A 13,281-nucleotide genomic window follows, 5' to 3' on the forward strand; every position below is an offset into this window, starting at 1 on the left:
GCCGGTTCAGACTTCGATTTCGGCGAGATTGCCGTAATCTTCCAACCAACTCTTCCGATCGGCCGCTCGCTTTCTCGCCAGCAGCATGTCCATCATCTCCAGCGTGCCGTCGTCGAGCTCACGTGTGAGCTGGACCAGCCGGCGTGTATCGACGGCCATGGTGGTCTCGCGCAGCTGTAGCGGGCTCATCTCGCCAAGGCCCTTGAAACGCTGCACGTTGGGTGTGCCACGCTTGCCCTCGAGGCGCTTGAGCGTGGCGGCCTTTTCGCTCTCGTCGAGGGCGTAGTAGACCTCTTTGCCGAGATCGATGCGGTAGAGCGGTGGCATGGCTACGAAGACGTGACCGGCATCGACCAGCGCCGGAAAGTGGCGCACGAAGAGCGCGCACAGCAGCGTGGCGATATGCAGACCATCGGAGTCGGCGTCGGCGAGAATGCAGATCTTGTGGTAGCGCAGCTTGGAGAGATCGTCGCTGGCCGGATCGAGCCCGATCGCCACGGCGATATCATGCACCTCCTGGGAGCTGTAGATATCGCCGGACTCGACTTCCCAGGTGTTCAGAATCTTGCCGCGCAACGGCAAGATCGCCTGGGTTTCCCGGTTTCGCGCCTGTTTGGCGCTGCCGCCGGCGGAGTCGCCCTCGACCAGAAACAGCTCGCTCGCCACCGGGTCCTGGCCGGAGCAGTCCGCCAGTTTGCCGGGGAGCGCGGGGCCGGCGGTGACCTTCTTGCGCGCCACCTTCTTGGCGCTCTTCTGACGCCGCTGTGCCGCGTTGATGACCAGTTCGGCGAGCGCTTCGGCCTGATCGACGTGATGGTTGAGCCACAGTGAGAAAGCATCCTTGACCACGCCGGAGACGAACCCGGCAACGGTACGCGAGGAGAGCCGCTCCTTGGTCTGACCGGCGAACTGCGGGTCGAGCATCTTGATCGAGAGCACGAAGGAGACGCGCTCCCACAGATCTTCCGGCGTCAGCTTGACGCCGCGCGGCAGCAGGCTGCGATACTCGCAGAACTCGCGTACTGCCTCGAGCAGACCGCTACGGAATCCGTTGACGTGCGTGCCGCCGAGCGGCGTCGGAATCAGGTTGACGTAGGATTCGAGCAGCGGCTCGCCCCCTTCCGGCAGCCACTGGATCGCCCAGTCGACCGCCTGCTCCTCGTCCTCGAAGTGACCGGTGAACGGCGACGATGGCAACACCTCGAAACCATCGGTGGCCTGAGCCAGATAGTCGCGCAGTCCGTCCTCGTATTGCCAGACGTTCTCGCTGCCATCGGTCTCGACGAGCGTGACCTTGAGGCCGGGACAGAGCACCGCCTTGGCGCGCAGCAGGTGCTTCAATCGCGGCAAGGAAAGTTTGGGACTGTCGAAATACTCGGCTTCCGGCCAGAAGCGGACCACGGTACCGGTCGCTCGCTTGGCGCAGCTGCCGATGACGGAGAGCTCCTCGACCTTCTCGCCCTTCTCGAACGCGATGCCGTGACGACTGCCTTCGCGACACACCTCGACTTCCAGGCGCGTCGACAGCGCGTTGACGACCGAGACACCGACCCCGTGCAGACCGCCGGAGAAGCGATAGCTCGACTGCGAGAACTTGCCGCCAGCGTGAAGCCGCGTGAGGATCAGTTCGACCCCGGACACGCCATGCTCAGGATGGATATCGATCGGCATGCCGCGACCGTCATCGGAGACTTCGATGCCCCCATCCGCGAGCAGCACCACGCGAATCTCGCGAGCGTGGCCGGCCAGCGCTTCATCGACGCTGTTGTCGATGACCTCCTGCGCCAGGTGGTTGGGTCGGGTCGTGTCGGTATACATGCCCGGCCGCTTGCGGACCGGATCGAGGCCGGATAGCACCTCGATGGAGCTGGCACTGTATTGGGTCATGCAGGGTCTCGCCGTATTGAAAGATCGAAGGCCGCGATCACGTCGGGTTCACTCGAGCCGCGGACTCACGAAGAGGTCATCATACACCACTGTTCATTCGTCCAGCACCCTCGACCATGCCCGCAACGCGTCACTCGTCGCACAGTGGCAACTGCCAGCCACCGTGGGCGAATAGCGCCGGCAAGTAAGCCGGCAGCACGTCGAAAGCGTGGTCGCCTCCCGGATGGATCAGCGTGCGACACCCCGCATAGGCATGCAGCGCATCGCGGCAGTCGAGGGTTTCGTCAGCGCTACCCAGCAACAGCAGGTATCGCTGCGGATGCACGATGTGCTGCCACTCCATCGCGGTCAATTCATCGAAGTGGGAATGACCAACCGTGAACGTCTCGCCGGTGTAACCATTGACCAGCGTCTGTCCCTGATAATCGGCCACGAAGCGCGCGGGCTTGACCGCCGGGTTGATCAGTACGGCCGGCAGACCGTACTTTTCCGCCAGACAGGTCGCCAGAAAGCCGCCCATCGAACTACCGACGATCAGCGTTTCCGAGGGCTCGATTTGCCGCAGCTCGCCAAGCGCATGCTCGGCGACGGCCAATGCCGCCGCGGGCTGATGGGGAAGGTCCGGCGTCAGGCAGTCGAGACGCCTGCCGTAGCGCTCGGCCAGCGCCTGACAGGTCGACTTGACCAGCTGCGCCTTGGGCGAGGCGCTGGCGCTGTTGAAGCCGTGCAGATAGAGCACGGCCCCGACCGAGTTGGTGTTCGAGAGTGGCGCGGACATAGAGGTCGGCGCGCTCATCGAATGGGAGGCACGAGCGTCATTTGCCCTGCTGACCGCGCCAGATCGATTCGATCAAGCCGCGGCTGGAGTCATCGAGCGAATCCAGCCCTTGCTGGGTGGCGATGATCTCCTCGGTCTCGGTGGCGATCTTCTTGCCGAGCTCCACGCCCCACTGATCGAAGGAGTCGATATCCCAGATCGTCCCCTGCACGAACACCTTGTGCTCGTAGAGCGCGATCAGCGCGCCCAGGGTGGCCGGATCCAGGCTATCGAACAGCATCGTCGACGACGGCTGATTGCCACGGTAGCGCTTGTAGCTTGGCGGCGTGCCGTCGGACTTGACCGCGTCGTCACCCAGCATCAGCACACGAGACTGCGCGAAGCAGTTGGCCAATCCCAGGCGATGCTGCGCCATCAGGTCCTCGCGGAAGTGCTCGTCCTCGACGTTGTTGTAGCGATTGATCGGCGCCAGAAAGTCGCAGGCAACCGGCTGCGTGCCCTGGTGCAGCAGCTGATAGAACGCGTGCTGGCCGTTGGGGCCGATCTCGCCCCAGATCACCGGGCAGGTGGAGTAGTCGACCTGCTGCTCGTCGTTGGTCACCGACTTGCCATTGGACTCCATCTCGAGCTGCTGGAAGTAACCCGGCAGGTGCTTCAGCCGCCCATCGTAAGGCAGCACCGCGTGAGAGCGAATATCCAGGAAGTTGACGTTCCAGATGCCGACCAGCGCGAGCTGCACGGGCAGGTTTTCCTCGAGTTCCGCGGTGCGAAAGTGCTCGTCCATGGCGTGGGCCCCGGCGAGCAGTCGGCGGAAATTGTCCATGCCGACGCGAATGGCGATCGGCAGCCCGATGGCGCTCCACAGCGAATAACGTCCGCCGACCCAGTCCCAGAACAGGAGCTGGTTGGCCGGCGCGATCCCCCACTCGGTCATCTTTTCCGGTTTGGTCGAGACACCGACGAAGTGGAAACGCTTGATCAGCTCCTCGTCGCCGCCCAGGCGCTTGGCGAGCCAGTCCAGAGCCGTCGAGGCGTTGGAGAGCGTGTCGATGGTGCCGAAGGATTTCGACGACAGGATGAACAGCGTCGTCTCGGGATTGAGCCAGCTCAGGAAGTCCGCGAGCTGCGAACCATCCATGGTCGAGGCGAAGTGCGTGGAGACCTCGTGGGCATTCTTCACTTCGAAGTCGGAGAGCGCCGAAGTCACCATCAGCGGTCCGAGATCGGAACCGCCGACGCCGAGGTTGACGACATCGGTGATCGGCTTGCCGGTCGCGCCTCGCCACTGGCCATCGAGGAGCTTGTCGACCAGCGTTTCCATCTTGTCGAGCGTCGCATGGACTTCACTGACGACCTCGACACCTTCGACCTCGAGCTTGGCATCTCGCGGTAGACGCAGCGCCGTGTGCAGCGCGGGGCGGTCTTCGGTGAGGTTGACCCGCTCGCCGGAGAGCAGGCGCTGGATCGCGTTCGGTACGTCGGCTTCACGCGCCAGCGCGATCAGATTCTCGCGCACTTCCGGCGTCCAGCGCTGCTTGGAGAGATCGAGCTGAATACCGGCGGCATCGAGCGAAAAGGTCTTGAAACGCGCCGGCTGCTGAAACAGCGTCTTCAGATGGACATCGCGCATGCCCGCCTCGAGCTGCTGTTCGAGGGCTTTCCATGCCTGGGTGTCACGAATCGACATCTCGTTACTCTCCTTGTCTCTTGGCGGCCGGCTCGTCGCGGCCTTGTTGCGTAGAAGTCCACTCTCGTGGAGATGGCGTCTCGCGTAGGACAGCACCTGACAGATGCAGCGAAGAGGTGCAAAACGTACACTGTCTCCCGCCAGAGCCTGGCGTTTCGACAACGCCTGTCCCGTGCGTTTCACGCTCTCTTTATTCGGATAATCTTCCGGCAATGACTGACGCATCTTACCGTGACGCCATCTTTTCGACACCCCTCGATCGCGTGGCGAGCTTCTCGTTCGACGAACAGGTCGTGGCCTGCTTTCCCGATATGGTTCGCCGCTCGATCCCCGGTTACGGCCAGATTCTGGGCATGCTGGGCCTGATCGCCGAGCGCCATCTGCGCCACGGCTCGCATGTCTACGACCTGGGCTGTTCGCTTGGCGCCGTGGGCCTGGCGCTCGCCGGGCGTCTCGCCCCGGAAGCGTTCGCCCTGACCGGCATCGACCTCTCGCCGACCATGATCGCACGAGCGCGTGACACTGCCGCGAAAGAGAGCCCGGACCATCGACTGGACTTCATCGAAGGCGATATCCGCCAGGTGGACTATCAGCCCAGTGGCATGATCGTGCTCAATTTCACGCTGCAGTTTCTGCCGCCGGCGGATCGCGATGCGGTGATCGGCAAGCTGTTCGACGCGCTCGAGCCCGGCGGCGTGCTGGTGCTTTCGGAAAAGATCATCGCGCGGGACGAGGCGGAGAACGCCTGGCTGGTCGAGCGCTATCACGACTTCAAGCGCGCCAACGGCTATAGCGACATGGAGATCAGCCAGAAGCGCACGGCACTCGAGAACGTGCTGGTGCCGGATACGCTCGACGACCATCATGCTCGCCTCGCCACTGCGGGATTCGAGCGCGTCACGACCTGGTTTCAGTATCTCAATTTTGCGTCTCTGATCGCGTTCAAGCCGCGAGCCGGCGTCAATCCGCCAGCGGTGACGCATGACTGAGCCGAACCTCGACCCGCTGCAGGCGGCGGAACGTCGTCTTTATCTCGCCTTTCTCGAGCACGGGCTGACCCACTGGCTGGCTGCGCTGCCCGAGCAGCTCGCCAGGGGACTGGATCGCAAGCGCCACGGCGACCTGCCCGGATGGGAGAAAGCGGTGGCCAAGCTACCGACGCTGCCCGCGCAGAGAGCGGTCGACCTGAACGCCGATCATGTCAGTGTCGATCTAGAGCTGACCGACGCCGAACGCCGCCGCTGCGAGAACCTGCTGCGGATTCTGATGCCGTGGCGCAAGGGCCCTTACCGACTCGGTGGCATCACCATCGAGACCGAGTGGCACTCGGACTGGAAGTGGCAGCGCGTGGCACCGCACCTGTCGCCGCTGGCCGGACGCCGCATTCTGGATGTCGGCGGCGGCAACGGCTACCACGCTTGGCGCATGGCTGGCGCAGGGGCTGCCTTCGTGCTGGTGATCGACCCCTCGCCGCGCTTCTACTGCCAGTTCCAGGCCGTGCGCCATTTCATCGGCGACGCGGACGCTCATCGCACGCACTTTCTGCCGGTGGGCATCGAAGACGTCCCCGCAAGACTCGAAGCGTTCGACACCGTCTTTTCGATGGGCGTGCTCTATCACCGCCCCTCTCCGCTCGAACATCTGCAGCAGTTGAAGGATGCCTTGGCGCCCGGCGGCGAGCTGGTGCTCGAGACCCTGGTCGTCGAGGGAGACGAGCAGACCGTGTTCATGCCCGGCGAACGCTACGCCAGCATGCCCAACGTCTACTTCCTGCCCTCCTCCCGAGCCTTGATTCATTGGCTCGAGCGCGTCGGCTTCGATGACGTGCGCTGCGTCGACGAGACCGTCACCACGCTCGACGAACAGCGCACCACCGACTGGATGACCTTCCACTCGCTCGCCGACTTCCTCGACCCGGAAGATCGCACCCGAACCATCGAAGGCTACCCTGCCCCGCGACGCGCGACGCTGATCGCCAGCAAGCCTGATCGCTAACAAACCAAGGCGCTGACATGAAACGGCCTGCGCCTGGCGGTGCGCCGGCATCGGCCACGGGATCGCTTTCAGGCGCGCGCTGGTCTCCAGTCAGCCGTGCACTGGCGCACAATCCGCGAGAGCCGGCGCGAACGAGCCGGAATCGGCCACCGGATCGCCTTCAGACGTGCGCTGATCGGTGATGGACAAGCGGGGGCTGGCGACAGGGATGTCGCCAGAGGCGTGCCGGGACAGGGATGTCCCTGCGCGCCGACCCCAGGCGCGGGCCATCAAGCGATCAGGGTTTCGCACGCCTGGGGCGTGAAAGAGGGGGAGCGGCGAGGGGGCGAGCGTTAAGCCCCCTCGTCAGACAGTGCGATACATCGGGCTGCTCTCGGCAGTCAGGAGTCTCGATTACGCCCCGACTGCCCAGTCACCAACGATCACCGCTCTTCGAGCTTCTCCAGATCCCGAACCGCGCCGCGGTCGGCGGACGTGGCGAGCATGGCATAGGCCTTGAGCGCGGCGGAGACCTTGCGATCCCGCTGGATCGTCGGCTTCCACGCCTTGGCGCCACGGTCCTCCATCGCCTGCCGGCGATGGGCCAGCTCTTCGGTAGAGAGCAAGACATCGATGGTACGGTTCGGAATATCGATGCGGATGGTATCGCCACTCTCGACCAGTCCGATCGCGCCACCAGCGGCAGCTTCCGGCGAGACGTGACCGATCGAGAGCCCCGAGGTGCCGCCGGAGAAGCGGCCATCGGTCATCAGCGCGCACGCCTTGCCGAGGCCTTTCGACTTCAGATAGGAGGTCGGGTAGAGCATCTCCTGCATGCCGGGCCCGCCTTTCGGTCCTTCGTAGGTGATGACGACGACGTCCCCTTCCTTCACCTGGCCGCCGAGAATGTGCTCGACCGCTTGATCCTGAGACTCGACCACGTGAGCCGCCCCCTCGAAGACAAGAATGGAATCATCGACGCCGGCAGTCTTCACCACGCAGCCGTTCTCGGCGATGTTGCCGTAGAGCACGGCGAGCCCACCCTCGCGCGAGAAGGCGTGTTCGAGGCTGCGAATACAGCCCTCGGCGCGATCTCCATCGAGCGATGGCCAGCGCGCGGCCTGCGAAAACGCCTGCTGGGTCGGCACGCCACCGGGACCGGCCTTGTAGAACTCGATCACCTCCGGCGTCGGGCTGCGCATGATGTCCCATGCTTCCAGCGCCGCAGCCAGTGAGTCGCCGTAGACCGTGGGCACCGAGGTATCGAGCACGCCCGCGCGATCCAGCTCGCCGAGAATGCCCATGATGCCGCCGGCGCGGTGGCAATCCTCGATATGATACTTCTGCGTGTTGGGCGCAAGCTTGCAGAGCTGCGGCACTTCCCGCGAGAGGCGGTCGATATCGGCCATGGTGAAATCCACTTCCGCTTCCTGCGCGGCGGCCAGCAGGTGGAGAATGGTATTGGTCGAGCCGCCCATGGCGATATCCAGCGTCATCGCGTTGCGGAAAGCGGTCTTGGAGCCGATGGCGCGCGGCAGCAGATGCACCTCGTTGCCTTCGTAGTAGCGCTTGGCGAGCGAGACGATGCGCTCGCCAGCGGTCTCGAACAGGCGGCGGCGGTCGGCGTGGGTCGCCAGCATCGTGCCGTTGCCGGGCAGTGCCAATCCCAGCGCTTCGGTCAGGCAATTCATCGAATTGGCGGTGAACATGCCGGAACAGCTGCCGCAGGTCGGGCAGGCGCTACGCTCGATCTCGGCGATCTCGTCGTCGCTGTAGCGCTCGTCGGCGGCCGAGATCATGGCGTCGATCAGGTCGAGCCCGTGATCGAGCAGCTTGGTCTTGCCGGCCTCCATCGGGCCGCCTGACACGAAGATGGTCGGGATATTGAGGCGCATGGCCGCCATCAGCATGCCCGGGGTGATCTTGTCGCAGTTCGAGATGCAGACCAGCGCATCGGCACAGTGCGCGTTGACCATATACTCCACGCTGTCGGCAATGATGTCCCGACTCGGCAGCGAGTAGAGCATGCCGTCGTGACCCATGGCGATCCCGTCATCGACGGCGATGGTGTTGAACTCCTTGGCGACGCCGCCGGCTTTCTCGATCTCTCGGGCGACCAGCTGGCCCATGTCTTTCAGGTGAACGTGACCCGGCACGAACTGGGTGAAGGAGTTGGCGACGGCGATAATCGGCTTGTGAAAGTCGTCATCCTTCATGCCGGTAGCGCGCCAGAGTGCGCGAGCGCCGGCCATGTTGCGACCCTGAGTGGTCGTGTGGGAACGATAGGTGGGCATGGTGTCCTCATCTTTTCAGGTAATGGCGTCTGCGGTGTGAAGCCAGCCGCCAGAGCCCGTCGGCGAGCGCGGGCCTTCTGTTGAACAGCGTATATCCAGCGGTTGGCAAGTTTGTCACTAACCTTGGCCGCTGACCATGCTGTCGGCCGGTTTGAAGCCGCTGGCGGATGCCCGATGCCACCTCAAGTTGTCGTCATCAGTGCCAAGACGCCGCTCTTTTCTATACTGGACGCCATCGGCACTTCGTCAGACAAACGGACGAACCCTCAATCGGGCACGAAATCAGGCACAGGGAGAACGCATGAAAGCGGCGGATCTGTTCATCAAGGCACTGGAAGCGGAAGGCGTCGAATATGTATTCGGCGTTCCCGGCGAGGAAAATCTTGACCTGCTCGATGCGCTGCACCGCTCGCGGATCAAGCTGATCACCACGCGTCACGAGCAAGGGGCGGGCTTCATGGCTGCGACCTATGGGCGGCTGACCGGCAAAGCCGGGGTCTGTCTTTCGACCCTGGGGCCCGGCGCGACCAATCTGGTGACAGCCGCAGCCTACGCGCAGCTCGGCGGCATGCCGATGGTGATGATCACCGGGCAAAAACCGATCAAGTCGAGCAAGCAAGGTCAGTTTCAGATCATCAACGTGGTCGACATGATGCTGCCGATCACCAAGTACACGACGCAGCTGGCCAGCGGCGATACCGTGGCCGCCCGCATCCGCGAAGCGTTCCGTCTCGCTCAGGAGGAGCGCCCGGGGGCGACTCATCTCGAGCTACCCGAGGATATCGCGCGGGAAGAGACCGACATGCCGCTGCTGCCGAAGAGCAACCATCGGCGCTCGGTAGCCGAGCACAAGGCGCTGCGAATGGCGGCAGACGCCATCCGCGAGGCCAAGCACCCGCTGTTGATGATCGGCGCCGGTGCCAACCGCAAGCTGTCGTGGAAGATGCTGCATCGCCTGATCGACAAGCTCGGCATTCCCAGCATCTCGACGCAGATGGGTAAGGGCGTGGTCAACGAAACGACGCCCAAATTCATCGGCACCGCCGCGATCTCGGACAATGACTTCGTGCATCGCGCCATCGATGCCGCCGACCTGATCGTCAACATCGGCCACGACGTGGTCGAGAAACCGCCCTTCTTCATGTCACCGCAGGGCGCCAAGGTCATTCACATCGATTACAACTCGGCCCAGGTCGATCCGGTCTATTTTCCGCAGATCGAAGTCCAGGGCGATATCGCCAACGCGCTATGGCAGCTCGGCGAGGCACTCGAGCCACAGGCACACTGGGATTTCCGTCCGTTCGAGGCGGTACGCCGCGCGCTGCACGACCATATCGAAAGCTGCGGCGCAGTGGATGGCTTTCCGGTACAGCCCCAGCGCCTGGTGCGGCTGGTGCGCGAGTTCATGCCGGAAGACGGCATCATTGCGCTGGACAACGGCATCTACAAGATCTGGTTCGCGCGCAACTACCCGGCCTATCAGCCCAATACCGTGCTGCTCGACAACGCGCTCGCCAGCATGGGTGCCGGCCTGCCCTCCGCTATGGGCGCCAAGATGGTCAACCCCAAGCGCGAGGTCATGGCGATCTGCGGCGATGGCGGCTTCATGATGAATTCGCAGGAGCTCGAAACCGCGGTGCGTCTCAAGCTCGACCTGATCGTGCTGATCCTGAACGACAACGCCTACGGCATGATCAAGTGGAAGCAGCACCAGATGGGGCTATCGGAATTCGGGCTCGACTACGGCAATCCTGACTTCGTCACCTATGCCCAGTCCTATGGCGCGACCGGGCATACGCTCGAGGAAGGCGGCGACCTGCTGAGTCTTCTGCGCAAGGCACGCGAAGCCGGCGGCGTGCACGTCGTCAACGTGCCGGTGGACTACAGCGTCAACCAGACCATTCTCAACGAGGAGATTCCGCGGCTCGCGGGCAAGCTCGATCTGGATGCGTGAACCGCGGATCCGACGCGCCCGAGTCGACATCTCGGGCGCAGCATTTCAGGGGCACGGCCCCGACTGGGTATTGGCCTGGGTGACGTTACGGCCCGGCTCCACGCTGCAGGTCAACCAGACGTTCCCGCCGATGACGGCCCCCTTACCGACGGTGACGCGGCCCAGGATCGTCGCGCCAGCGTAGATCACCACGTCGTCCTCGACGATCGGGTGGCGCGGCAGGCCCTTCTCGAGATGTCCTTTTTCGTCGGCCGGGAAGCGTTTGGCACCTAGCGTGACCGCCTGATACAGCCTCACCCGGTTGCCGATGATCGCGGTCTCGCCGATCACGACGCCGGTGCCGTGGTCGATGAAGAAGCTCTCGCCGATCTGCGCGCCCGGATGGATATCGATTCCGGTATCGGAGTGGGCCAGTTCGGCGATGACACGCGCGACCAGCCCGGCCCCAGCGCGGTAAAAATAGTGCGCAATACGGTGATAGATCACCGCATGCACGCCGGGATAGCAGAGCAGCACTTCATCGACACTGCGAGCGGCGGGATCGCCGTAATAGGCCGCCATGACGTCACCGTCGAGCCGCCGGCGCAGCGCCGGCAGGCTGTCGGCAAAGCCCTGGATGATCTGCGTGGCGGTCTCGGCGTGCTCGGCGCTCCTGTCCCCACCATTCAGACGCGCCATGTAGCGCAGTTCGAGCAGCACCTCTTCATGCAGCGCGTTGAGCGCCCGGTCGAGCGTATGCCCGACGTAAAAGTCCTCGCTTTCCTTGCGCAGATCCGATGGCCCCAGCCGCATGGGAAAGATCGCACCGCTCAACTGGTCGAGCGTATCGCGCAGGCGGTGGCGAGACGGCAGCTCACGGCACCCCTTCTCTTTCTCCCGGCCATTCTGGGCACGCCACTGCTCGCGGGTGGCACGAAGCTGGGTCACGATGCCGTCGAGCTGCCAGTTGGCATGTTGCATGGCGAGGTTCCTTTTCACGGAGCGGGAGAGGCGGTTCTATCGAGCGAGACCCGCAATATTTGCGCTCGGTCGTTAATGATAGAGGCCCGCCGGTCTGACGACCATGCGGGCCTGGGTCTATTGGCAATCAAGGCGCGTGCTGGGCTAGTTGGGGCTACCGGAGCGCGCTTTCAATAGCTGCCCGATATCTTTCGCCTCCCAGTGCGGGAAGTGCTTGCGGATCAGTGCGTTGAACTCGACCTCGAATGCCTGCCAGTCGACCTCGTGCTCGCCGGACTCCCCAGCGTCATCGAGCGCCCCGCGCACCAGTCCCGCCCCAACGGTGATGTTCGTCAGGCGGTCGATCACCACGAAGCTGCCCGTGCCCGGGCTCTTGCGGTAGTCGTCCAGCGGCACGCTCGCGGTCAGCGCCACCCGGCAGCGGCCGATGGCATTGAGCGGCAGACTCTCCGCTGCCTGATGTTCGAGCGTGTTGACGTCGATCTGATAGTCGATCGCGGCGATCTTGCCGGCGATCTCCTGGGTGCCGATCTTGAAGTCGTAAAGACGCCCGGGCTCGAGCGCGGTGTCGTGCATCCAGACGATGTCGGCTTCCAGCGCGCTCGACTGGGCGACGTCGGCATCCGCCGCGACCAGCCAGTCACCGCGGGAGATGTCGATCTCGTCCTTCAGCGTCACGGTGATCGCCTGGCCGGGATAGGCTTCTTCGAGGTCGCCGTCGTAGGTAACGAGGCGCTCGACGGTGGAGAGCTTGCCCGAGGGCAGCGCCTTGACCGACTGGCCGGGACGCAGGATGCCGGCCTCGAGCGTGCCGCAGTAGCCGCGGAAATCGAGGTTGGGCCGGTTGACGTACTGCACGGGAAAGCGCAGATCGGAGAGATTGGCGTCGTGGGCCACTTCGACCGTCTCGAGCAGTTCGAGCAGCGCCGGCCCCGGCTGACCATCGACCCGGTACCAGTCCATCTTCTCGCTGCGGTTGACGACATTGTCGCCTTCGAGCGCCGACATCGGCACGAAACGGATGTCGGTGGCGTCGAGCTTCTTGGCGAACGCGCGATACTCGGCGACGATCTCGTCGAAGCGCGACTCGGCGTAGTCGACCAGGTCCATCTTGTTGACCGCGATCACCAGGTGCTGGATACCCAGCAGGTCGGCGATGAAGCTGTGGCGGCGGGTCTGGGTCTGCACGCCGTGGCGGGCATCGATCAGAATGATCGCGAGGCTGGCGGTCGAGGCGCCGGTCGCCATGTTGCGGGTGTACTGCTCGTGGCCCGGCGTGTCGGCGATGATGAACTTGCGCTTGTCGGTGGAGAAGAAACGGTAGGCGACATCGATGGTGATGCCCTGCTCTCGCTCCGACTGCAGGCCGTCGACCAGCAGCGCCAGATCGACCTTGTCGCCGGTGGTGCCGCTGGTTTTCGAGGCCTGGGTGATCGCGGCGAGCTGGTCTTCGTAGATCATCTTGGAGTCGTGCAGCAGTCGCCCGATCAGGGTCGACTTGCCGTCATCGACGCTGCCGCAGGTGATGAAACGCAAGAGATCCTTGTTCTCGTGCTCCTTCAAATAGGCTTCGATGTTTTCCGCGATCAATCCGGACTGGTGAGACATTGGGCAAACCCCGCTAGCTGTAAGCTGTAAGCCGTAAGCTGTAAGTCACCCCACAGCCCATCGCTTCCAGCTCTCGATTCATTCGTTATCCAGAGTGACTATCAACCCGTTGAGCATCGAAGATATCTCTCGGGTTTCC

General features: G+C 63.7%; 9 protein-coding genes. 3 read left to right on the top strand and 6 right to left on the bottom strand.

Annotated features, from left to right (window positions below; translation table 11 throughout):
• Positions 1-6 precede the first annotated feature (6 nt).
• The 3 genes from parE to pgi all read right to left on the bottom strand — a co-directional run bounded on the left by parE (position 7) and on the right by pgi (position 4,352).
• The gene (gene parE / locus IE125_RS15075) at positions 7-1,887 is read right to left on the bottom strand and encodes a DNA topoisomerase IV subunit B (RefSeq protein ID WP_189445486.1); all 1,881 of its coding nucleotides are present in this window, start codon (positions 1,885-1,887) and stop codon (positions 7-9) included.
• A gap of 130 nt (positions 1,888-2,017) precedes the next feature.
• The gene (locus tag IE125_RS15080) at positions 2,018-2,665 is read right to left on the bottom strand and encodes a YqiA/YcfP family alpha/beta fold hydrolase (protein ID WP_189445487.1); all 648 of its coding nucleotides are present in this window, start codon (positions 2,663-2,665) and stop codon (positions 2,018-2,020) included.
• Positions 2,666-2,702: 37 nt separating this feature from the next.
• A complete protein-coding gene (pgi, locus tag IE125_RS15085; RefSeq protein WP_189445488.1) occupies positions 2,703-4,352 on the bottom strand; it encodes a glucose-6-phosphate isomerase in 1,650 nt (549 codons plus the stop codon).
• A 212-nt stretch (positions 4,353-4,564) separates the two neighbouring features.
• Between pgi and cmoA the strand changes: the two genes are divergently transcribed.
• Together cmoA and cmoB are read left to right on the top strand one after the other, a co-directional pair.
• On the top strand, positions 4,565-5,341 hold the full coding sequence (gene cmoA, locus IE125_RS15090; protein WP_189445489.1) for a carboxy-S-adenosyl-L-methionine synthase CmoA: 777 nt from the start codon (positions 4,565-4,567) through the stop codon (positions 5,339-5,341).
• Positions 5,334-6,347: a tRNA 5-methoxyuridine(34)/uridine 5-oxyacetic acid(34) synthase CmoB gene (cmoB, locus tag IE125_RS15095; RefSeq protein WP_189445490.1), complete on the top strand. Its 1,014-nt coding sequence runs from the start codon at positions 5,334-5,336 to the stop codon at positions 6,345-6,347. The genes cmoA and cmoB overlap by 8 nt, the downstream gene beginning before the upstream one ends.
• Positions 6,348-6,769: 422 nt before the next feature.
• On the opposite strand, the gene ilvD is transcribed toward cmoB, so the two are convergent.
• Positions 6,770-8,620, bottom strand: coding sequence for a dihydroxy-acid dehydratase (gene ilvD / locus IE125_RS15100; RefSeq protein WP_189445491.1), 1,851 nt, complete (start codon positions 8,618-8,620; stop codon positions 6,770-6,772).
• A gap of 301 nt (positions 8,621-8,921) precedes the next feature.
• On the opposite strand from ilvD, the gene IE125_RS15105 reads away from it, so the two are divergent.
• Complete coding sequence (locus IE125_RS15105) at positions 8,922-10,574, top strand: acetolactate synthase large subunit (RefSeq protein ID WP_189445492.1); 1,653 nt, start codon at positions 8,922-8,924, stop codon at positions 10,572-10,574.
• A gap of 45 nt (positions 10,575-10,619) precedes the next feature.
• Here IE125_RS15105 and epsC read toward each other — a convergent pair whose 3' ends face one another.
• Both epsC and cysN read right to left on the bottom strand, forming a co-directional pair.
• Positions 10,620-11,534, bottom strand: coding sequence for a serine O-acetyltransferase EpsC (gene epsC, locus IE125_RS15110; RefSeq protein ID WP_189445493.1), 915 nt, complete (start codon positions 11,532-11,534; stop codon positions 10,620-10,622).
• 144 nt (positions 11,535-11,678) lie between these two features.
• The gene (gene cysN / locus IE125_RS15115; RefSeq protein ID WP_189445494.1) at positions 11,679-13,142 is read right to left on the bottom strand and encodes a sulfate adenylyltransferase subunit CysN; all 1,464 of its coding nucleotides are present in this window, start codon (positions 13,140-13,142) and stop codon (positions 11,679-11,681) included.
• Positions 13,143-13,281: the final 139 nt, after the last annotated feature.

This window comes from Salinicola rhizosphaerae (genome assembly GCF_014652715.1).
In the GTDB taxonomy this organism is placed as follows: domain Bacteria; phylum Pseudomonadota; class Gammaproteobacteria; order Pseudomonadales; family Halomonadaceae; genus Salinicola; species Salinicola rhizosphaerae.

What these genes read in the sequence shown, in the direction of transcription:
- parE (WP_189445486.1), bottom strand. Translation starts at nt 1,887, where the DNA reads ATGACCCAATACAGTGCCAGCTCCATCGAGGTGCTATCCGGCCTCGAT.
- IE125_RS15080 (WP_189445487.1), bottom strand. Translation starts at nt 2,665, where the DNA reads ATGTCCGCGCCACTCTCGAACACCAACTCGGTCGGGGCCGTGCTCTAT.
- pgi (WP_189445488.1), bottom strand. Translation starts at nt 4,352, where the DNA reads ATGTCGATTCGTGACACCCAGGCATGGAAAGCCCTCGAACAGCAGCTC.
- cmoA (WP_189445489.1), top strand. Translation starts at nt 4,565, where the DNA reads ATGACTGACGCATCTTACCGTGACGCCATCTTTTCGACACCCCTCGAT.
- cmoB (WP_189445490.1), top strand. Translation starts at nt 5,334, where the DNA reads ATGACTGAGCCGAACCTCGACCCGCTGCAGGCGGCGGAACGTCGTCTT.
- ilvD (WP_189445491.1), bottom strand. Translation starts at nt 8,620, where the DNA reads ATGCCCACCTATCGTTCCCACACGACCACTCAGGGTCGCAACATGGCC.
- IE125_RS15105 (WP_189445492.1), top strand. Translation starts at nt 8,922, where the DNA reads ATGAAAGCGGCGGATCTGTTCATCAAGGCACTGGAAGCGGAAGGCGTC.
- epsC (WP_189445493.1), bottom strand. Translation starts at nt 11,534, where the DNA reads ATGCAACATGCCAACTGGCAGCTCGACGGCATCGTGACCCAGCTTCGT.
- cysN (WP_189445494.1), bottom strand. Translation starts at nt 13,142, where the DNA reads ATGTCTCACCAGTCCGGATTGATCGCGGAAAACATCGAAGCCTATTTG.